This is a genomic window from Acetobacter sp. KSO5, assembly GCF_044094635.1.
In the GTDB taxonomy this organism is placed as follows: domain Bacteria; phylum Pseudomonadota; class Alphaproteobacteria; order Acetobacterales; family Acetobacteraceae; genus Acetobacter; species Acetobacter cerevisiae.
This window is the reverse complement of record NZ_CP172014.1, coordinates 1611726-1633247: the sequence shown is the minus strand read 5'-3', so window position 1 is coordinate 1633247 and position 21522 is coordinate 1611726. Positions and strand designations below refer to the sequence as shown.

Below are 21522 nucleotides of genomic sequence, written 5' to 3'. Positions count from 1 at the left end.
CCCATGGCAGGGCAGGATCAGGTCGAACAGCTGGAAGTTATCGTCACCACCCGTGACGAAACGGACGAAGGTGCAGCCAGCGCGCTGCGCAATCTGGATGCTGTGGAGGCGCGTGGCGTCTCTCTGACTGATGTCATGTCCGGCATGGGTGAGGCCAGCGGCACAGCAACCAAAACGCTGGCAGAAGGGGCTGCCGGGGCTGTCACCTCTTTTGATGACCTTGGCACTCGTGCCGCTGCGCGTGTGACAGAACTCACAAAAGAACTGACGAATCTGAGTGGCATGCAGGACACCCTACGGGCGCAGTCTCAGCAGGCGCTTTCTGCCGGTGTGGACGCCAGCGGGGCCACCAAGGGACTTGCGCAGGTCGATGCTGAAATCAGCCGCGTGGCCGGTGAACTGGAAGCGGTGCAGACACGCCTGCGGGCGGCCGCTGTTTCAGAGGACGCATGGAATGGTGCTCTGGGTGAGCGTAATGCCATTCTGAATGGCCTGCGGGCCGCTCTGGACAGCCAGACTGAGGCGCAGACCAAAACCAACGCCGCAACGGCCGCCGGAATCGCGCAGACGCAGGAACAGGGCAGTGCGCTCTCTGATGCGGCGCGCAGCTGGAAGTCTATGGATGAAGCGGCAGGAGCAGCCTCCCAGACCGTGACTGAGGGCGCAACCGGGGCGCTGGACTCTCTGGAAGCGCTTGGCTCGCGTGGGTCTGCCAGCATTACGGATCTGACGGCAGAGCTGAGCCGACTGAGTGCGTTGCAGGAAAGCCTGCGGGACCAGGCGCAAAAAGCTGTTTCTGAAGGGCTGGATACTTCTGCGCTCAGGGAGGATCTGGCGCAGATTGATGCGCAGATCCAGCGCACCTCAGCCGACCTGACCGAAGAGCAGAACCGGGTGCGCCAGCTGAAAGCAGCACAGGACACTCTGAGCCCGTCTCAGGCCAGCGGCTCCGATACGGCGGCCGTGAGCAGCCCTGCTGCCGTTTCCGCGCCGTCTGTTTCTGCTGGCGGTCAGCAGAGCCAAGACATGCAGGAAGAACTGGCCGCTATTAAAAACGCGGCAGGCCTGACTGCGGGCGAAATGGTGGAACTGGAGCGTGCCGAAGCTGCTGCCTTTACGGGCTTGCAGGCGGGCGCTGATCGCAGCGCCACCAGTATGCTGCGCACGGCCCGGTCAAGCAGCCAGCTGGCCCGCACGCTGCTTCAGCTGGCGTCTGCGGAAGATCGGCTGGATGACCTGAAAGCGCAGGCCGATGCTGTTCCGGATACACAGATGGACAGCACCGTGAAAAGTGCCATCCTGCAGGATGCGGAGCAGCGGGTGCAGGCGCTCCAGAAGCAGAAGATCGCTTTGCTGGAGGCTGCTCAGGCTAACGACAAGCTGACAGACTCTGAAAACAAAAGCGGCACGCCTGCAAAACTGGAATCCTATCAGATCGGCCAGATTGCGGACGAAGCGCACAAGTTTTTTGACATGGTGCTGGCGGGCGGGAACCCGCTTCAGGCGCTGTTTTATGAGGCACCCAATGCGGTGCAGATCATGGGCGGCCTTGGCCCCTCCATCCAGCGTATCACCGGCCTGCTTTATGGCCCGGTCGGTCTGGCGGTCGCCGCTGCCGGTGCTGGTCTCGCTCTCTATAAAATGGGGGCTTATGCTGAAAGCGAGGAATCAAAACTCGCCAAGCTGAGCCAGCAGTTGCGGGCCACGCGGTCTGATGCCGCAGACATGGCTGAGACTGTCACGTCTGCCTCCAAGGATCTTGGCAACCAGCCCGGATGGAGCGACGACACAGCCCGCACAGCTGCAAGCGGCATCGGCAGCACCTATAATTTCACGGGAACGTCCACAGATATTCAGTCCATTGCCGGCATGGCGCGGGATATTGGCGCCGTGTTCGGCTCTCTGGAAGACGGACTGAAGGCGGTCAACACCGCTATGGAAGATCCGAAGGCCGAGATTGAGGCTCTGTATAAGCAGCATCTGCCCGGTGTGGATCTGGCGCTGGTGGAGCAGGTCAAAAACCTGCAAGCAGCTGGCAAGCAGGGGGAGGCCTATGCCCTGGTCATGGGGGCGCTGACAGCGGCAACCAAAGGAGCTTACGAGCAAGGGCTGACGCCGCTCCAGCAGGCGATGGAGAACCTTAAGAAATCGGCTGATCCGGTGATCGACAAGATCAAGGATTTTTCCGAAGCTCTGGGCACCACGCTGTTGAATACGGTCACAACGTATCTCAACATGGCGCAGGGGAAAACGACCGATGCCGACTGGCACTATGCGCCGGGAACTGCTCCGGCATCGGCCTCTGGCGATGTCTCCGGGACGTCCCTGACGGTCAACAAGGCCCATCCGCAGATGGTTGGCCTGATGCAGATCAATACGGATTATAAATCTAAGTATGATCCGACAACGCTGGATGGAAATATTGATGAAGGCCTATACCGCCTGAACAATTTCGCGCAGCAGATGAATGGTGATCTCAATAGCGCCGCTGCCCTTTACAACGGTGCAAAGCCGGGGTCGGCTGCGGCCCAGTCTTACCTTAATCTGGTAGGAAAGCAGTCTCTCAGCAATCTGTCTCCGGTGGTATCTGGCCACTTCGATGCGGAAGGCCAAAAGCTGGGTTACAGTCAGGGATTAGTCAACTTCGCAAAGCTGCTCTCTCTGGCGGAAAGCAGCGGCAAGCAGTGGCAGGACCAGACATACAGCAACGTCAAGCCAACCTCTGGCCCTGCTGCAGATGACCACGCAAAGTCTGCCGCCGTTATTGATGATCAGCGCTCCCTGACGGGTGGGGCTGCGGATGCTACGGGCGGTTATAGCGCCAGCAGCTGGACAGAAAGCCGCAAGGGAATTGAATCCTATATTGAGTCTCAGCAAAAGCTGGAAGACTCTCAGAAAAAAGCTGGTGAAGACTGGACGGCAACGGCTGAGCATATCACCACGGCCCGGATTGCTCTGGCTAATACCCTCAGCCCTCAACAGCAGATCACGCAGGGCCTGAAGGATCAGGACTCAAGCCTGAATTCCCAGACCGGCTACTGGCGCAGCATGGCCGAGGTTGTGGCTCAGTTTGGCACCGAAGCCAGAGGCACCGGTGTTGATCAAAAGGCACTTTCTGCGGCTCTGCAGGAGAAGCAGCGGCAACTGGCTACCGCTTACAATGACGGCACGGTCGCTGTGGAGCGGCAGGCGCAGGCGCAGCAGGCCATCACGTCTGTTGCAGGGACATCCGCGCAGGAGATCCAGCACGCTACCAACTATCAGCAGGCCTATAACGAGGCCTTTGAAGACTTCAAGCCCGGCTCTGATCAGTTTGAGGATGCGGTCAAAAAGCGGGTGACAGCCCTTAACACGCTAACGGACGCGCAGCAAAAGGCGCAACAGGTCCAGCAGAACACCGGGCTTCAGGATAACCTGTCTCTGGTCAAGGCAGAAACCAGCAGTATCGGCATGAATGCAGATGCCCGGCAGGTCATGCTGGCCCGCATGCAGGCGGAAATCCAGATGCACCGGCAATATGGTGATGTGCTTCCGCAGGAGGCGCAGGACTATATCGACCTGACAACCCAGATTGCGCAGGCCTCTGCCGAATATAACCGGCAGCAGCAGGTGCTTCAGGATGTCACGGGCAGCCTGTCTGGCATGGCGGACGAACTGAGCAGCGATATCACGCAGGGCTTTGTCCAGGGCACATCCAGCGGCATGTCTTTCAAGAGCATGCTCAAAGGTGTGGAGACGCAGATTGCCTCTCTCCTGGTCAAGTTTGCGCTGATCAATCCGATGCTCAATTCCATTGATGGCGGCACCCGCACCACGCTGTCAGACGTGACAAACCTGCTCTCCGGCAGCGGATCGTCCGGCAGTTCGTCGCTGGGTGTTCTGGGGTCTCTGTCCGGCCTGTCGGTCGGGCAGCAGCAGGCCTACCGGAATGAGGTCACGCAGAGCGCCATGCCCAGTTCCGGCTGGGCACCGACCGGGGATGTCATGTCTCTGGCGGGCGTGAAGCAGGCGTCCGCTCTGGATAACCTGTTTTCCGGCAAATCTGCGGACGGAAGCGGCATTTTCAGCAGTCTGGGCAGCGCTGTGGGCACGATCGGCTCTTATGCCGGGATTGCCGGGGCTGCTGTTGGCATCGGGACGATGATTTACAATGCCTTCAAGGGCCTGTTTGCCAAAAGTCACTATGCCTACACGGACGTGATCGCCACGAATGGTCAGCTTGCCACCGGGGGAACGCGGGTCAAGCGGGCTACCAATGACGTGACGGCCGGGCTTGTCCAGGACATTACCACGGTCAATGACGTTCTCGGAGCGGCCGGGATCACTGTGGATGATGGTTCGTTCGGTGCTGTTGGCCATTACAAAAAAGGGAGCAAAACCAGCCAGACGACGCTGGAGGACCTGCTGCCGGACATGAAGCTGAACAGCTCTGACCCGACGCTGAACATGGCCCTGCAACAGCTGATGCCAACGTCTTTTGACAGTGTCAGCACCTACACGCAGGACATTGAAAGCCTGAAAACGCTGGCGGATACGCTGGATACGATGAAGGTGTCTGTCAGCCGGTTTGATGATGCCAGCCATGTGACCATTGACCACTTCAACGGCTACACGGGGGACATGGCCACGGCCCTGTCCACACTGGACGGCAAGACGCTCAGCACGGACGATCTGCAGAGCAAGTTTGAGGCTATTCAGGAGTTCTTCGGCACCACCATGCCGGGGCTCATGAATGTCACCACGGCCGGATCTGAAAGCCTTCTTCAGCAGGTGACGGACCTTAAGCAGAAATATCAGGACGCAGCCAATACGGCGGCCTCCTACGGTGTGGATGCTCAGAACCTGCTGGATAAAGGCAACGCCATTGCAGCCCTGATGATCGCCAATGAGAACACGAAACTGGAACAGTCGGACCAGTCCGTGACGGCGCGCTACATGGCCGCAACCGGGGATCAGGAAGGCGCTGACCTGCTTAATCAGCAGGTAAGTGCTGACCAGGGCATTCAGGCGCTTCAGGAGGAATGGCGCTCGTATCTTGGGGATAGCTATGCGGACAATGTGACGTATCAGCAGCAGCTGGCCAACCTGGAGAAAACACAGGCGGCCGAACGCCTGCAGATCCAGCAAAGCTATGCAGACAAGGCTGCGGCGACTGAGGCGGAATATCAGTCTCAGGCGCAATCCTCGGTTGCAAGCGTCTTCTCCAGCCTGTCCAGCTACGTGCAGGGGTTGTCAGTCTCGGACGCCTCTCCGCTGTCTGTTCAGGACCAGTATAAGGCCGCCAATGATAATTTTGACACGGATTATCAGGCGGCCATGGGTGGGGATTACGATGCGCTTTCCCGGCTGCAATCTGAGTCTCAGACCGCCCTGTCTCTTGATCAGAAATGGCTGGGCTCCGGCACGGATTATACGAAGGCCTATCAGGATATGCTGACCAAACTGCAGGCCATCGCCAATCTGGGCTCGGACGTCTTTACCGCCAATCTGGCAAAGCAGCTGGCAGCCCAGCAGGTCGATGCGACTTTGCAGGTCAAGCAGGTGGTTCAGGAGCTGAAAACGGCGCTTGTGAACGAACTGAAGCAGGTGGCGCGGTCACAGAGCGTCAGCAGCAAAAAGGCAGCGTAAATGGCAAATATCAGAACGGTGGAGCTGGATATTATCCAGCCTGCCGCTGGTACGCCTGTGGCCACGCACGGGCATGGCACACGGGCACACGGCACGCTCCAGAGGAAAACCCATTCTCTGGAGCGTACCGATACAATCCGCTTTTCAGACACCGGCTACGTGGATGAAAGCGGGGTTCCTTATCCCCCTTACGTCACAGATGCCTTTGCACTAGATCGCGGCCTGACCCTGACAGCGGATGCTCTGGGCGGGTCACACACGGCAGGCTCTGTCACGCTGGCTAATCCCGGCGGGGCGCTGGACAGCATCCTGACCACGCGCATCAATGATCATCTGCCGGTGCGCATTAGCACCACCGCCAAACAGTGGGATGCCGTGCGGCAGATCTGGTGTGACCCGCCAAGCAGCAGCCTGCGGCCTGTGTTTGCAGGTCTGGGCAAGAGCTGGCGGCCTGACCGCACCTCTGTCGAAATAGATCTGCTGGACGCTACCTACTGGCTGGATGGCACGATGCCGGTTTCAGTCTATGGCGGCACCGGTCGGCTGGACGGGGACAGCAACGTAGCGGGCAAATCCATGCCACGCATGCGGGGATCTGTCTGCAATGTCACGCCGGTCCTGATTGATAGCGTGAATTACGTCTATCAGATTTCGGACGGTCCGGCCTCTGTCAGCATGCTGTATGAGGGCGGCTATCCGGGCGGCATTACCTTTGCCGGAACCGTGGCAGATATCTATGCGGACAGCCCTGCACCGGGAACCTATACGGTGCAATCCGGCTCAGCCGGCACATGGCTCAGGCTGGGCACCAAGCCCGTTTACGGGATTACCGTGGATGCGGTCGGTACGTTCCGCAGCGGGGCAGCCCCGGCCAATGTGCTGGATATCCTGCGGCAGATGCTGCTGGAGGATCTGGTCCTGCCTGCCGAGTATATTGATGCCGGCTGGCCAGCCTCATCCAGCCTCGCGCCCTGGGCTGGTGGTTGGTACTGGGATGGCTCAGAAAGTGTAACAGGCCAGCAGGCCGCAACCACGCTTCTGTCCGGCCTGTGCATTACCCTGGTGCCGACCCGCACCGGCACACTGCTGCCCATCCTTCTGACCGCGCCAGATCCGTCCGAGATCCCGGCCGCAGAACTGAATGCGGATCTGATTACGGATATTTCCGCCGCCACGCTGGATAGTTCGCTGGACCCGCCAACATGGCGGTGGCGTATCGGCTGGCAGCATAACTTTACCGTGCAGGCTTCCGGTTCCGGGCTGCACCCGCAGGCCCCGGCAGAACGGCAGGCTGTTGTGGCCGTAGCAGACCGGGCCGCCGTCTGGTGGTCGGCTCAGATCAAGTCTCACTGGCGCGTGCCGAACGATCCGGCACTGATCACAACGGCGCTGGCCAGTCAGGCAGACGCAGTGCTGGTGGCGCAACGCCATGGTGCGCTGTGGGGCACCCAGCGCCGGCTCTGGGCGGTTGCTGTCCCGCAGGATCTCGCATGGGGCATTGATCTGGGGGACGTCGTCGGCATTACGGCTCCGGCCGCAGGGCTGACAGACCGGCAGCTGGCGCGGGTGGTGAGTGAGCAGATCCGCGCAACGGATCAGACCGTGACCTTTCAGATACTGGTATAATGCATGCAAAATTGTGGAATTGGCTGGGAGAACCGCGTGCTGGATGCGGCACTCTCCGCCAGTGCGCAGGTCTCCGGCCTGCCGGTGACAAACCTGCGCAACCAGCAGGGAGCGCCCAGTCTGGGGTGGCGCGTGCCGGGCACAACGGCAACCCTTACCATCAGCCACCCGCCTGCGGGGCCGTGGCGGGCATTTGGGTTATTCCGGACCAATCTGACCGCAGCGGCTCAGATGTCTGTCACGCTTCAGTCTGGCGGGAATACCGTCTGGCAGGGGGCAGCGCAGGCGGTGGCAAACGGGCAGATCCTGCTGGTAGCGCCTCAGGCTCTCATAGCGGATACGGCCACTATCATTATTAACGATAGTGGCAATCCGGACGGATACCTTTCTATCCCGCTGGCCTATGCCGGCCCGCTCTGGCAGCCGGTGCGTAATTACAGCACGGAGAGCACGTCAGACCGCACTCTGGGCGTGGACAGCATCACCACGCTGGGTGGTACCGAGTTTGTCTCTGCCCGCTGGTATCAGCGCTCTCTGAGTATCGTGCATCAGTCCTACGGGGATGCTGATGCCGTTGTCCTGGAACAGATCCTGCGGGTCGCGGCCACCGGGCAAAATATCCTCTTTCTGCCTGACCCGTCTGCAACGCCGGATGTGCTGGCGGCCAAGGCCCTTCTGGGCCGCCTGAGTGGCAATGACCTCACCAACCCGTTCGGGAATGCTGACCGGCATGCCCTGACCCTCACCCTAACGGAGCGCCTGTAATGCCGGCACCGCAGCTCAGTAATTACGTGCTGGAGACAGCTACCGCGCCCGGCACCGGGAGTTTCACCCTCAACGGGCCAGAGGCGGACCGGCGCTCCTTTGAGGCGGCCTTCTCTTCCGGGGCTCTGGTTTTCTATTTTGCCGATGATGGATCAAGTGCCGAATGGGGCATCGGCACGCTGACGGTCGGCACCCCCAGCGTGCTGGCCCGCACCACAGTCCTGGGCAATACGGCCAACACCAAAACTGCGCTGAATTTCCCTGGCACAGTGGAGGTCTATAACGAGATCCCCGCAGAGTTTATGCCTGTTCTGGGGCAGGATGGCTCTCTGGATCTGGCAGGGGCTCTGACGGTTCAGGGGCGGCCCGCCGTCGTCGGGTTTGGCTCGGGCAATAGTAATTACATTCTGCAAATTACCTATGATACCGGGGCTCAGGCGTTCGGCTATCTCGACGGAACCGGGGTCTGGAGATATGCCCAGCCCAAAGGAGACTATGCCACCAATAGTGCTCTGAGCGCTGAGGTCGCACGCGCCACGACGATTGAAAGCAACCTGCAGGGCTCTAAGGTCTCCCTCTATGGTGACACCATGAAGGGGCCGCTTTCGGTTCAGGATGCAGCCGGTGTGAGCGCGGCATTCGATCCGGGTGGGCAGACCAGTGGGGCCTTTGTCAATTATGCGCCGGTCCAGTCTATCGCACTGGGCCGAGGCGGGTCATTCGGCCTGTATGTCCAGGAGCATGTTGGGAGTGCGTTTAACGGCGTGCTGTCAGTGTCGTATCCGGGTGGATCTTACCGGGCCGTCAGTATCCCGCAGAATGCACGGATGATGGACAGTCTCTATGGCGAGGTCGCCTATACCAATGATTTTGCGTCCTACGTCTCCAAAACAGCCTACGCAAACGATTTTGCCTCATCAGACAGCCGCGTGACCAACCTGGCTTATTCTCAGCGCGAGGTAGGCTTTAACGTGATGATTACCAGTAATGGTCAGTATGTTCCATTCCCGAACGGCTTTGCAAAAACACCTGATTGCGTGCTGGTTTCTGACGCGGGGAATGATGCCGGGAAAACCGATGCATGGCCCATTTCTGCGCCTGCGGAGAAATGGACGGCGAATGGATGCACGATCTACATCGGCTCCGCTGCGGTCCCGCGCCGTGTGGCTATTATTGCCAAAGGATCTCGCTGACTGTCTGCGCTGAGAAGCTTCACAGACTATTCCACTGACGCGGCTTTGAGCCGCTTTTTTTATGCCTGAAGGACAGGATCATGTCTGAATCAAACACCATCACCCGACCGGAATTTCTGGCGTATCAGGCCGATGTGGACGGCCAGTTTGACGGCGTGCGGAAGGGAATTTCTGATCTGAAAGAGATGGTCAGAAAGCTCACCACTGCACGGGCCGTGGTCAATGGCGGCCTGACCATTCTGGGGAGTGCTCTGGGCAGCGGGATCGTGACCGCCCTGCATAGCCTCGCACACTGACAACCGCTGGGCGGCATTCTGTCAACCGGACCGCAAAAACCCGTCTGGAAAATGGTCCAGCCAGAATGGCGGATTTCCGGGGCTTTTGTGGTCTGGTGGACTAAATCTTCCTGACCGCCTGTAAACTCGTCCACCCACGGCCGCGCATGACGCGGCCTTTTTTGTATCTGGAAAACTGAATGGATGACCCCATCGTTCTCGCGGCAGGTCTGGCTCGTCGGTTTGAGGGCCTGTGCCTGCGGCCTTACGTCTGCCCGGCCGGTTACTGGACCATCGGCTACGGCAGCCGGTGGCTGGCCAACGGGGCCGCCGTCTGTGGCCGCACAGTGCCTATCACGGCAGCAGAGGCAGAAAGCCTGCTGCTGGCGGCACTCCGGGCGCTTCAGCCTGAGATCCGCAAGAGTGTGCATGTGAGCCTGACGGCCGGGCAGGAGGCGGCTCTGCTGGATTTTGCTTTCAATCTGGGGTTGTCGGCGCTGGCCGGGTCGACCTTGGTACGGCTGCTGAATGCAGGGCAGGGGGCTGTGGCCCGGAACCAGTTGCTGCTGTGGAACCACATGCACAAAGGCGGCCAGCTGATCACCTCTCCGGGCCTGACCCGGCGGCGGCATGCTGAATGGCTGGTCTGGGCTGGCCAGCCTGTTCCCTGACTATCAAACCGGAGAAACACCGTGTTCCTGAATGAAAAAGAAATAGAGCGCATCGCAGAGCGTGTCGTGGAGCGTCTGGAAGAGCGCCTGCAGGGCGTCCTGCACGGGCAGAGCGGCAAGGCGCTGGTGATTGAGCGCGTGGACGTCAACACGCTGCCTGCCACCTTGCGCGGCGCTGCGGGCTGATTGCCCTTTAATCCTCTCTCAAAAAGGAAACGCCATGGATTGGCAGTCTCTCCTGGCATCGGTTCTGCCGATGCTGCCCGCGCAGTATGCGGGCGACCTTGTAACTGTCGGCACCTTTCTGGTGGCGCTGTGTGCGCTGGCGGCACGGTTCTGGCGTCGCCCTGCTGACGGCTCCCGCTGGCTGAAGCTGTATGAGCTGGTCAACAGCGTGGCGCAGAACAAGGGCAACGCAGCCAACGCAGATGATGCCGCGGGCAAGTCTGCGGGTGGCTGAAGCCACCGAAGATCTCCCTCACACGATACCAGCCACCCCAGCCGCCATGAGGCGGTTTTTTTATTGGAATATGACCATGAAACTCTCCTTCCTGCGGACTAAAGCCGTTGCCCTGACGGCCGCTCTCCTTCTGCCTCTGGCTCTGACGGCCTGCGGGGCAACTCAGACCGTGCAGCGTCAGCAGTCTGTTTACGGGCTCAGCCTGTCTTATGCCGCGGCGGCTCAGCTGGCAGCGGACTATGAGAAGAACCCGGCAGCAGATCCGGCAGTGGTGGCGAAGCTGAAGCCTGCCTTCGAGAAGGCGCATGACCAGATCCGGCCACTTGATGAAGCCGCCCGTAAGGGTGACCCGCTGGGAGAAGCCGCTGTGGAAGCCGCGCAGGATGCGCTTGATGCGGCACGGACGCTGCTGCCCGCCTCTAACTGATCATTCCCAAGGTAACGAAACCTTTTTTATCTCTGCCGAAAATGGCAGAAATCCAAGGATAATTGACCATGAACTATACGACTATTGCTGTCTCTGCTGTGGAAGTCCTGATTGAAAACGGACCGACCATCGTCGCGGATGTGAAAGCCCTTCTGGCTCCCATCAAAGAAGGTCGCGCCCCCTCGGATTCTGAATGGGCTTTTGCCGAGCAGCAGCTGGATGCCGCTAACGCCTCTGTGCAGGCTGGCTGAACACCATTTTGCCGTTTCTGTGCCAATTGGCACAGGGATGGAAAAGGGCGGGATTATGAAAAGGCAGGAAAATCATGGTACTGCTGGACAGGATTGAACTGTCGACCTCTCCCTTACCAAGGAAGATAGGCTGAAAACATACATGTCAGCTTTCGCCTCATCCCAGACACTCAAGCTGCTATGACCTTTGCCCGAAAGCCGACATTGCCGGAGAACAGCGATAGACAGAGTTTGGACTAGTGCTCTTAGTTTTTGGTAACTCAGGATTGACGATCGCCATGAAAAGGCGCGATTATCTAGGATAATAAATTTGTTTTGTAACATTTCTGTTATTAAGATTCATGTCAAATACTCCACGTCCTAATAGGATTGAACTCAATTATACGATTGAAGCCAGTGCAGTGGTCTGGCTAAGGTCGCTCCCGGAAGATGAACTTGGCCCCTCCATTCGGATGGTCGAAGATATTCAGACCGCTGTAATTGCAACTGCAACATCCTTCTCGTTTAGCGAGATTGTGGTCCGTGATCGCACTGAGCTTCTTGATGCTCTTCACTTACTCGCTGAACGATGTGTAAGCGGGTTTCGGCCGATCTTACATTTCGATTGTCATGGAAATCGTGAGGCTGGCATACTGCTGGCGCCAAGTGGCGATATTATGAGCTGGAACGAGCTAGCCGATGCTCTTAGCGAAATTAATGTAGCCACCCAGAACAACCTTTGCTGCGTATTTGGCGTGTGCTTTGGACTAACCTTGTCTCAATCTTTAGATTTACTCAAACCAACGCCATATTTTCTGACAATAGCACCGGAAAATGAGGTTTTGGTCGGTGTGCTCGAAGATCATTTCCCATGCTTCTATAAAGAACTCTTCCGCACAAAAGACATCTCCGATGCATTTGATGCTCATCTCGCTCAGCACTTCAAGTGCTACCACGCTACAAAACTGATATTTACATCGTTAGTCGAGTTCCACGCTATTAATCTTATAGGTAAAGGTCTTCGAGAATTTCGGGAAAACATGGTGTCTTTGGTTAATAATTTAAGTAAAGACGGTGTAATCTCCGAGCAACAGCTTGCCAATACGCGTAAGGTGGCAAAAGAGACATTAAGGCCAAACCAGTTTTTTTTCGACTTTATCGTGGAGCAATGTTTGATTGGGCGTGATCCAGGTTTTGGGCTGCCCGAAATCGTACAACATGCTCGTGTGCGAAGGCAAAAAATGGATCAGGAAAAAAACGCACAGGACAAGCGCGCAAAGGCCGGCAGATTACCGCGAGCCAAACCAGTTTGACGCGGTGACCTGCCGCTGCTGCTTGCAACAAGCGAACATCAAAATAGTCCTGTTGTAATTTCAAAGGAGAGAATTGCTCGGCTGAAAACTAGACCCCTTTGACACTGCTTACGCAGCGAAACGTTAGGGAAAATTTTTTAGATTCTCTACTTTGTTCACGCGAATGATTGCTTCTTTGGTCGTGATACCACAAAGCAGACAGACCGCATTCTTCTCTTTATAGCCTGAAGCTGGACATTCCGTTTGCCCCCCTAAACTGTCTGTCTGCTCAGCAATATGGGACCAGACACGCGGCAGTTGCCGTTCTGTCGAACATACAGCCTCCCATTAGCTACCCACCGAAGCGGACATTCGGTGAACTGATCGTGTTTGTGTTCACACGGTCACCTTTTTTCCTTGCTGCCCTCTCGCGCCTCTGGTGGAGAACCTATCGTCGAGGAAGGCATACACTCCCCATCACTCACATTGAAACCCAAACCAGTTGAATGAGGTTCATGCCGCCAAGGCCGAAGGTCATGCTCAAGGTCGACCTTGACCAGTATGCTGTTACGGGCCAACCTATGTAAGACGCCTCGTGGAAGACATGTACGCTCTACGTGATCGTACGCCCGAGCAGTGGCAGCAGGATGTCTTCGGTCAGATCGACGCTCTGCTGTGCACCATGCCACTTCTAGCTTGAATCGTAAGCGATGGACTACACGCAACTTCGCTCTTTATTGTCTCCGCTTATCATAGCCTTAAAGGACGTCGGCCCGCATTCTACGCTGCCGACGCTTTGCGAGGAATTGGGGTTGCCCGCGCCTGTTGCTAACGGCACCAAACGTGATTGTATGGCCTCCAGTATTGAGGCAGTGGCCGACACCGATCTACCTGCAATTGCATGCAAGCTGTTGGATTTTCGTCCACCGGCTGCCGCGACGCGCAATCAGATCCAGGACCTTCTCTGGAGCGACAGAGGGGGGCCGTCGATCCCCAAGCGTTATCGGCGTGAGGTCGCTCGAAGACTCAATGGCGAGGAATTGTATGGGGACGCTCGCAGGTTCGATGACCTTCTGGATCGGTTGTGGATATTAGATACCGATGACTGGCTTCACGTAATGAGTGGCAAGCTCATTGGGTTGCGCGCGGACATTCAGCAGCACGTCCACCAGAATCCAGAGGACTGGTCGGTGGAAACGCTGTTCGACCAATTGGGTGCCTATGATGCTTCCGATCGGCGCTTTGCGCTGTTTCTTGAAGGGCTGGCTTCCGCCGACGTGCGGCCCGACGAGGCAGCACAACGCCACTTTGTAGCGTGCGTTAACGAGACGTTGCGCAACTGCGGTGTTGAGTTGCGTGAGACTGATTTGGAGGGAGGTTACCCGGTCTTCTCGATCGTTTCATCGCACGCGGCAGTCAAAGGCCGACCGAAAAATCTTATCTTTGCCTCACCCGACAAGCCCGATCTACGTTTCCGCGATGCGCTGGATAATGACGTCGAGATCGTCACGAATGCAGATAAGGTGCTCGTCTATGACCGTCCCATTGGTAATGATGGACTGCGCTGGAGCGATCTGCAGCAGTGGTGGGGTGATACAGAGCAGATCGCTGATGTCGAGCAAGCTAAGCGCTCGCTGTATGCGCGTCTCAAAGCCAGTTTGCCTCGCAACTCTCCGCCACAGACCTTGTTGTTCGAGGCCTTCTTTGAGGGGTTCCGCAGTGCCGTACCGAACTTGCCAGCACTGATACCGGAAGTATGGCTTCACTGGGATCCACTTACTGTCAAGGAGCGGGGGCCGGATGCACTTCTGCGCTTTCGCATGGACTTCCTGTTGCTGTTGCGGCAGGGGGTTCGGGTTGTCATCGAAGTGGACGGAAAGCACCACTACGCGGACGGCGTAGGGAATGCCGATGTGCAACGCTATGCACAGATGGTCCGGGGTGATCGCGAACTCAAACTTGCGGGCTATGAAGTCTTTCGCTTTGGAGCTGTGGAACTGCAGGCGCCAGAAGCCAAGGCAAATGTGAAGACTTTCTTCGAGGCTTTGTTCAAGCGCTACGGTGTTCTAACAAGCTGATAACCCATCTCCATGGTAACCTGGCAATCCTTTGGGAATAACAGTGCGGGAGTTCCTGAAGTCTAGTTGCTTGTTCGGTAGCTATCCAACATGAACATCAGTGCTGCGAACGGCTTCTTTCGATCCCCCGTTTCCAATAGCAGACATTCTGCTTGCCCCCCAAAACGGACGTCGGTTGATGGACGCATAAGAAAAAATTCTCAGACGTGTAAAAATAAGAGCTGAGAAAATTAATTTGGGGGTATTTCAAGGGGTATAATAATTCAAAAATAATATTTTTTTATTTAAAAACAAAATGTTATTTAAAATGACGCAAGGACACCCCTTCCGCCATAACCATGTGTGAGATGGGAATGTTAGAATGGGGGCACCGGCAGAGCCCTCCTTGCAAACTACATATGGTCGACAGTAAGGGCAGCCCAACACCAGAGGGGGAGAACGCCACCGTCATCAGCTACGCCACCGACCCGGAACCGCAGCGGCATGTGAGAGCGGGCGGGGAAGAGAGATGTTCTTGTCCAATCCGAATCGGAAAAAGTGGCACAGATCTGGCACGGATTTGCTCGTGCCAAAGGCCAATACTACGTACCAAATTGGACGAATGTATTTTTTTGAAACAACCGGAAACCACGCAAGACCCGCATAAAACTGCGGTTTATCGTGGTGGGTGCGACAGGGATTGAACCTGTGACCCCCGCCGTGTGAAGGCGATGCTCTACCGCTGAGCTACGCACCCGGTTTGTGGGGATCCTATTAGCCGAGCAGCAGGGGCTTGGCAAGCGGGGAAACGCAATTAATTTTCCCCGGCAGCCAGACTTTCCCGCTTCATCTCCAGTTCCAGCCATTTTTCTTCAGATTCAGCGAGTTTCGCTTCAATCTTCTCAAGGTCGGCACTGTATTTCTGGAAGAGTTTCGGGTCACGGCTATACAGGCCCGCATCTGCCAGCTTGGTGCGCAGGGCTTCTGCATCCCGCTCCAGCTTTTCCATTTCTTTGGGCAGATTATCCAGCGCGAACTGGTCCTTGTAGCTCAGCTTTTTAGCTGATGCGCGAGATACTCCGGCTGTCTCTTTGGAAGACGGGGCAGAGCGAACAACAGGTTTTTCGGACGCAATCTCTTCTTCTATGCCGCCTTTTTTCTGAACCAGCATGTCACTGTATCCACCGGCGTAATCCGTCCAGATGCCATCGCTCTCGGTGGTCAGAACCGAGGTTGCAACACGGTCCAGAAAATCACGATCATGGCTTACCAGCAGGACGGTGCCATCATAAGCGTCTAACATCTCCTGCAGCAGGTCGAGAGTTTCCAGATCCAGATCGTTCGTCGGTTCGTCCAGCACCAGCAGGTTGGAGGGCTGGGCCAGCGCGCAGGCCAGCATCAGGCGACCTCTTTCCCCACCAGAAAGAACGCCCACAGGTGTGCGTGCCTGCTCGGGTTTGAAGAGAAAGTCCTTCATATAGCCAATAACGTGGCGCTTTTCGGTGCCAACCTGCACCATGTCACCGCCGCCGCCCGTCAGCGTATCGGCAAGGGTTTTATCCGGGTCCAGCGTGCGGCGCTGCTGGTCCAGGGTGACCATGGAAAGTGATGGACCCAGAGTAATCGTGCCACTATCAGGCTGATCCTGCCCGACAAGAAGCCGCAGCAAGGTTGTTTTACCGGCACCATTAGCCCCGACAATCGCCAGCCGGTCTCCACGCAGCACGCGCAAATCCAGATTGCGAACAATGCAGCGCTCGCCCCACGATTTGCTGATGTTTTCCGCTACAGCAACCAGACGACTGGATGTGGACGCACTTTGAACATTGAGCGTCACAGTGCCCTGTGCGCGAACAGCATCACGGCGGGCCGCCCGCAACGCAGCCAGTTCCCCCACGCGGCGCACATTTCGTTTGCGGCGGGCTGTTACGCCATACCGCATCCAGTCTTCTTCTCGCGCAATCTGCCGGTCCAGCTTGTGCGCGTCGCGCTCTTCCTGCTCCAGCACTTCTTCACGCCAGGCTTCAAATCGGCTGAACCCCTGATCCAGACGTCGGGTCATACCGCGATCCAGCCAGACAACCGAACGGGAGAGGGTGGAGAGCAACCGCCTATCATGGCTGATGATGATCATGGCGCAGTTCAGGCTGAGAAGTTCGCGCTCCAGCCATTCAATGGTGGGCATGTCCAGATGGTTGGTGGGCTCATCCAGCAGCAGAATATCGGGGGCAGAGGCCAGCGCGCCCGCAATCGCACAGCGCCGTGCTTCACCGCCGGATACGTTGGCCGGGTTTTCCTTTCCGGTCAGGCCCAGGGCGTCCAGCATGGCCGCAGCCCGCCATTCCGAGGCTGGGTCGGTAATTTGTGCCAGCACGTAATCGGCTGTTGTGGCGTAACCGGACAGGTCAGGTTCCTGCGGCAGATAGCGCAGGGTTGCACCGGGCTGCAGGAACAGCGTGCCGGAGTCAGGCTGAATGACGCCTGCCGCAATTTTCAGGAGTGTGGATTTGCCGGAACCATTGCGGCCGACCAGACAGAGCCTCTCACCCGCTGAAACAGAAAAACCTGCCTTATCGAGCAGAGGATTTCCGCCAAGCGTGAGAGTAATGTCCTGAAGGAGAAGGAGAGGGGGAGCCATTCCCTGTTTCTGTGGCAGAGCGCCTGCGGACGCAAGAGGCTATCTTATGAAACGGTCCCTGTTGAATGAGCCACAGCCCAATTACTAACGGCCTGATACGTGGCGACAGCCAGGGTCAGCGGTTCAAATGGCTTGGTGATAACAAAGCTGGGCTCGGACGTTTCGCCTGTTAGCAGGCGCTCAGGATAGGCGGTAACGTAAATGACCGGAGCAGAATGGCTTTTGGTAATTTCCGCCACGGCGCGCATGCCATCACCACCAGCGCCGAGATTAATATCTGCCAAAATCAGGCCGGGCCGGGTTTCCTGCGCCAGACGAATGGCGTCGGTCTGTGTGTGGGCAACACCTGCGATTTTATGGCCGCATTGCAGCACAAGATCTTCAATATCCATGGCGATAATCGGTTCGTCCTCAATAATCAGGACGGATGTCTGAATACCGGTCTTGAGGTAGGCGTGGGCTGTTTCAAGATCTTCAGACGCTTCCTGGGGTGAAAGCCCGAGAATTCGGGCCGCCATATCCAGTGAGACTTCTTCCAGTGTCGTCAGCAGAAGCAGCTGGCGCTGCACGATGGACAGACCATGCTCCGGACCATCATTCTCTGGCTGCGTCGCAAAATGTCTGGAAATGGCCTGATAAAGCCTGCAAAGAGAAGGCAGATCATCTGTTGGGCGGCTCGTAGTGAGTGTCCGCAGACTTTCCGCCACAAGAAGATCTCCTCGGGGCTGGCTCCCTGTCAGTGCGCGGGCATAGCGCCTGCCGTAGGGTAACGCCTGAATTAAAGCGCTGCGCAGCGACTCTGGCATGACAAGGCTCCTTCGCGTGGAGTAGGGCTTAGATTAAGCACGACCGTAACGACGACATGTGTCATCGTTTGCAGAAAAGGGGAAGTGTTCTGATTCGGGATCGACAACATTCTGACAATGTTGCCACGACATCGTTCTCTCGCACAGAGCTGTTAGCGTTAGTTCCGTCGCTGCGCGCATTTTCCCGTTTTCTGGCAAGAGACGCCGCTTTGGCGGATGATCTGGTACAGGAAACTGTTTTGCGGGCTCTCAGCAAGTCCGAACAGTTTGCGCCGGGCACCAACCTTAAAGCGTGGCTTTTTTCCATCTTGCGAAATTTTTTTCTGGAGCAGACCCGACATCGTAACCGGGAGAGAGAAGTCCTGAGCGATTACGCCGCCAGTCCTGACAGAGTGACGCAAAGCCGTTCCTCCTTGCAGGAGCGGGAAACCATCCGGGAGCTGGACCATTTTTTATGGCAGCTTTCGCCCCTGCTGAGGGAGGCACTGGTGCTGATTGGCGCGCAGGAAATGACGTATGAGGATGCCGCCATGGTCTGCGGCGTCACGGTTGGCACCATGAAAACCCGGGTCTCACGCGCCCGGACACAGCTGCAAACCTTGCTGGAAGATCCGGATGGAGAGAATGAGCCGTCCGCATAAGGGAAAACCCTCAGAAATTTTTTTTGAAAAACCGTGTAACCTTTCTTTGCCGCCGTTCATTCATCCTGCAAGACAATGCAAAAGGCGGAGAAAAAGATCATGACAGTTTCATTCCACGATCAGGTTATCGGCATTCTCCCTAAACTGCGCGTTCAGGCTCTCGCTCTCACCCGCAATCGCGCGGCAGCGGAAGATCTGGTGCAGGACGCCGTTTGCAATGCGCTTTCTGCCCAGAACAGTTTTGCCCCAGGCACAAATTTTGCAGCCTGGATGCATCGCATTCTGCGTAACCGCTTTATCTCTGATCTGCGTAAGAAGCGCGACACGACTGACATTGATGATATGCCCGCCTCCTTCCTGGCGACCAATGCCCCGCATGAAGACCGGATTGTCCTGAAAGACCTTGATGCAGCCCTTGCACGTCTGCCAGACGACCAGCGGGAAGCTTTGGTGCTGGGTGTGCTGGAAGGAATGAGCTATCAGGAACTTGCTGATATTGCTGGGTGTGCTGTTGGTACCGCCAAAAGTCGTGTATTCCGTGCAAGACGTCAGCTTGAAGCCTGGATGACGGGTGAAGAGCATGTTGGGAATGAAAGACTGAAAGCACAGGCAGCGGCTCTCCGCCGCAAGCTCAGCCAGCAGGACAGCCAGAACGCTTCTAAGGCTGTTTGATAAGAGAACTGTGTGGGCCTGAGAGCCCACCGAAGAAGCGGGAAGAGACTGAGCAGGCTTGGGCATGTCAGATGACGATTTACGCGGACGATGTGACCTTTCCATCAGGCCGGGTGCAGCAATGCCGCCAGATGGGCAAGACGATGGATAAAAAGCCACGAAAAAAACCAGAGACAACGTCTGATCAGGCTTTTGATCTCTGGTTAAAACGAGGACTGCATCAGCTTTTTGACGACGTGGCAAACGAGCCTATCCCTGAAGAATTGCTGAAGCTCATTGAAGAAGATCGCGGAGAATAATCCTGATCAGCAGAGGAAGGGGAAGCGGCAATGGCGCTCAGTGCGCTATGTCCTTCTCTCTCTGCTATCCGGATTGGGCCATATTTTCGCAACCACCAGCGCGCGGATGCGGTTGCTGATCTGCCTTTCGGGTATTCCCGTTCTGGCAATCAGCACCGTTCTGGCCCTCCATAATTATAATGAACTGATGGTTGGCAGCGCTCAGCGTGCTGCCACAGCCATTGCCCGGCTGGATCTGCAGTTCCGGCACGATACGGATCGCCTGCGGAGTGCTCTGGAAACTATTGGCGGGATGGGGCTAACCCCGGAACAGATTGGCCATGCCCTGCGTCTGGCTGAGACCATGAGTGGGCAGCGCTATTGTTTCCTTGGCATTCTGGATAGTGACGGGCAGGTTATCCAGACGATCTCACCGCCGGGGAGCGGGTGCCAGAATATCGGTGTTACAGACCCCGCGCCTTCCTTCCAGGGAACCTTGCTGGAAGCCGTGCAGGAAGATGGAAATCCGGACTCTAAAGGGACTTTCCTGCGGATTACAGTTCCGGCGATTTTCCTCTCCATTCCGGAAACACGCGGCTATCTGGTCGGCATCCTGCAACTTTCCAGAAAAGCGGCCTATCTGGCCAATAGTGCCGGCTGGCAGGCGTTTTCTGATGAGAGCAACCCACTGCAAGCCTGGCTGATCAATCAGGATGGAACGCTGTCTTCCGTCTGTACGGACTGTCGTTGGGTGCCCCCTGCAGAGGCGGTGGTGCATCAGTTGCAGCAAAGGCTGGAGGCGAGCGAGGGCTCGGTGGTCTCCATGCCAACTGCTGAAGGAGGCTATGCACTGGGAGCTATTGCCGGTGGGGCCGATATTCTGGTGGCCACCCAGAGAACTCCGCGGGAAGCCGACGCGCTGCGCACGATGGTGCTGGAAATCTCGGCGCTGATGATTCTTCTGGTGGCGGGCCTGATTGGCGTGACTCTGGCTGCCAACATTGTTCTTGTCTGGCCGCTGCGCCGCCTGACTTACTCTGTGCAAAAATGGCAAATGGAAGGGGTTTTTGATGCTCGCATTACCCGCGCCATGCCGTTGGAACTTCAACGTCTCGGGCAAGCCTTTACCCGTGCCACGCGCAGACTCAGTCGGCACGAAGCGCGGCTGAACAAGGCGATGGCGCATCAGGAGCTTCTGATGCGTGAAATTCACCATCGGGTGAAAAATAATCTTCAGATTGTGGCCTCGCTGCTAAATTTGCAGGCCAGCCGGATCTCTCATCCTGAGGTTCGGGCAGAGTTTGCGCTTGCGCGAGATCGGGTGCGGGCTTTGGCCACTCTGCACAAAACGCTTTATGCGGAAGACCGGCTGGATAGTCTGGATATGGCCAGCTTCCTGCGCGAGTTGTGCGAGCAGACTTTGCATGTTGCAGGGGAGGGGGAGACCGGGCGGATTACGCTCAAGGTTGAATCTGATGACTTCCGGATGAACCCCGATCAGGCCGTGCCTCTGGCGCTGATTATGACCGAAATTGTCACTAATTCCATCAAATACGCTTTCCCTGATGGGCGACACGGCACCATCTCCGTCGCACTGCGTCTGGTAGATCAGATTGTCACCCTGACGATTGCAGATGATGGAATCGGGTGCAGCTTTGATGACGACACACCTGGCGAACGACACGGTATTGGCCGAAAACTGATCCGCGGATTTGCCCGGCAGCTCAATGCCCAACTTTTCCGAAACGGGGAAAATGGGACTGTCTATAAATTTGTATTTCCGCTGATCAGCGAGTGAAAAAAGTGTCTTTTGATGCATAAAAGACCCGGCACTCATACGCCGGGGCATAGGCGTTATGCTCT

General features: G+C 57.0%; 18 protein-coding genes and 1 tRNA gene. 16 read left to right on the top strand and 3 right to left on the bottom strand.

What is annotated here, in order from left to right:
• Window positions 1–3 precede the first annotated feature (3 nt).
• The 12 genes from ACHQGU_RS07445 (at window position 4) to ACHQGU_RS07390 (ending at window position 14645) form a co-directional block, all read left to right on the top strand.
• Window positions 4–5628, top strand: coding sequence for a phage tail protein (locus ACHQGU_RS07445; RefSeq protein WP_395496344.1), 5625 nt, complete (start codon window positions 4–6; stop codon window positions 5626–5628).
• Window positions 5629–7254, top strand: coding sequence for a hypothetical protein (locus ACHQGU_RS07440; RefSeq protein WP_395496343.1), 1626 nt, complete (start codon window positions 5629–5631; stop codon window positions 7252–7254).
• A 3-nt stretch (window positions 7255–7257) separates the two neighbouring features.
• The gene (locus ACHQGU_RS07435; protein WP_395496342.1) at window positions 7258–8019 is read left to right on the top strand and encodes a hypothetical protein; all 762 of its coding nucleotides are present in this window, start codon (window positions 7258–7260) and stop codon (window positions 8017–8019) included.
• The gene (locus ACHQGU_RS07430) at window positions 8019–9212 is read left to right on the top strand and encodes a hypothetical protein (RefSeq protein WP_395496341.1); all 1194 of its coding nucleotides are present in this window, start codon (window positions 8019–8021) and stop codon (window positions 9210–9212) included. Before ACHQGU_RS07435 ends, ACHQGU_RS07430 begins: the two co-directional genes overlap by 1 nt.
• A gap of 80 nt (window positions 9213–9292) precedes the next feature.
• On the top strand, window positions 9293–9508 hold the full coding sequence (locus tag ACHQGU_RS07425) for a hypothetical protein (protein ID WP_395496340.1): 216 nt from the start codon (window positions 9293–9295) through the stop codon (window positions 9506–9508).
• Between the two features lie 179 nt (window positions 9509–9687).
• On the top strand, window positions 9688–10158 hold the full coding sequence (locus ACHQGU_RS07420) for a lysozyme (protein ID WP_395496339.1): 471 nt from the start codon (window positions 9688–9690) through the stop codon (window positions 10156–10158).
• A gap of 21 nt (window positions 10159–10179) precedes the next feature.
• Entirely contained in the window at window positions 10180–10344 is a 165-nt protein-coding gene (locus tag ACHQGU_RS07415; RefSeq protein WP_395496338.1) for a hypothetical protein, read from the top strand.
• Between the two features lie 34 nt (window positions 10345–10378).
• Window positions 10379–10618 carry a hypothetical protein gene (locus ACHQGU_RS07410; RefSeq protein WP_395496337.1) on the top strand — a complete coding sequence of 80 codons (240 nt, stop codon included), beginning with the start codon at window positions 10379–10381 and terminating at the stop codon, window positions 10616–10618.
• Window positions 10619–10694: 76 nt separating this feature from the next.
• Window positions 10695–11045: a hypothetical protein gene (locus ACHQGU_RS07405; RefSeq protein ID WP_395496336.1), complete on the top strand. Its 351-nt coding sequence runs from the start codon at window positions 10695–10697 to the stop codon at window positions 11043–11045.
• Between the two features lie 68 nt (window positions 11046–11113).
• Window positions 11114–11296 carry a hypothetical protein gene (locus tag ACHQGU_RS07400; RefSeq protein ID WP_395496335.1) on the top strand — a complete coding sequence of 61 codons (183 nt, stop codon included), beginning with the start codon at window positions 11114–11116 and terminating at the stop codon, window positions 11294–11296.
• Window positions 11297–11637: 341 nt separating this feature from the next.
• Window positions 11638–12588 carry a hypothetical protein gene (locus tag ACHQGU_RS07395; protein ID WP_395496334.1) on the top strand — a complete coding sequence of 317 codons (951 nt, stop codon included), beginning with the start codon at window positions 11638–11640 and terminating at the stop codon, window positions 12586–12588.
• Window positions 12589–13277: 689 nt separating this feature from the next.
• The gene (locus tag ACHQGU_RS07390) at window positions 13278–14645 is read left to right on the top strand and encodes a hypothetical protein (protein WP_395496333.1); all 1368 of its coding nucleotides are present in this window, start codon (window positions 13278–13280) and stop codon (window positions 14643–14645) included.
• 661 nt (window positions 14646–15306) lie between these two features.
• Here ACHQGU_RS07390 and ACHQGU_RS07385 read toward each other — a convergent pair.
• From ACHQGU_RS07385 to ACHQGU_RS07375, 3 genes are all read right to left on the bottom strand, one after another.
• A tRNA-Val gene (locus ACHQGU_RS07385) sits at window positions 15307–15381 on the bottom strand.
• 57 nt (window positions 15382–15438) lie between these two features.
• Window positions 15439–17262: an ABC-F family ATP-binding cassette domain-containing protein gene (locus ACHQGU_RS07380; RefSeq protein WP_395496332.1), complete on the bottom strand. Its 1824-nt coding sequence runs from the start codon at window positions 17260–17262 to the stop codon at window positions 15439–15441.
• A gap of 44 nt (window positions 17263–17306) precedes the next feature.
• On the bottom strand, window positions 17307–18068 hold the full coding sequence (locus tag ACHQGU_RS07375) for a response regulator (protein ID WP_395496331.1): 762 nt from the start codon (window positions 18066–18068) through the stop codon (window positions 17307–17309).
• 149 nt (window positions 18069–18217) lie between these two features.
• On the opposite strand from ACHQGU_RS07375, the gene ACHQGU_RS07370 reads away from it, so the two are divergent.
• The 4 genes from ACHQGU_RS07370 to ACHQGU_RS07355 all read left to right on the top strand — a co-directional run bounded on the left by ACHQGU_RS07370 (window position 18218) and on the right by ACHQGU_RS07355 (window position 21457).
• Window positions 18218–18709 carry a sigma-70 family RNA polymerase sigma factor gene (locus ACHQGU_RS07370; RefSeq protein ID WP_231866189.1) on the top strand — a complete coding sequence of 164 codons (492 nt, stop codon included), beginning with the start codon at window positions 18218–18220 and terminating at the stop codon, window positions 18707–18709.
• Between the two features lie 99 nt (window positions 18710–18808).
• Window positions 18809–19381 carry a sigma-70 family RNA polymerase sigma factor gene (locus tag ACHQGU_RS07365; RefSeq protein ID WP_062140479.1) on the top strand — a complete coding sequence of 191 codons (573 nt, stop codon included), beginning with the start codon at window positions 18809–18811 and terminating at the stop codon, window positions 19379–19381.
• Window positions 19382–19524: 143 nt separating this feature from the next.
• Entirely contained in the window at window positions 19525–19680 is a 156-nt protein-coding gene (locus tag ACHQGU_RS07360; RefSeq protein ID WP_231558340.1) for a NepR family anti-sigma factor, read from the top strand.
• A gap of 106 nt (window positions 19681–19786) precedes the next feature.
• Window positions 19787–21457, top strand: coding sequence for a sensor histidine kinase (locus tag ACHQGU_RS07355; protein WP_062140478.1), 1671 nt, complete (start codon window positions 19787–19789; stop codon window positions 21455–21457).
• The last annotated feature ends 65 nt before the right edge of the window (window positions 21458–21522 follow it).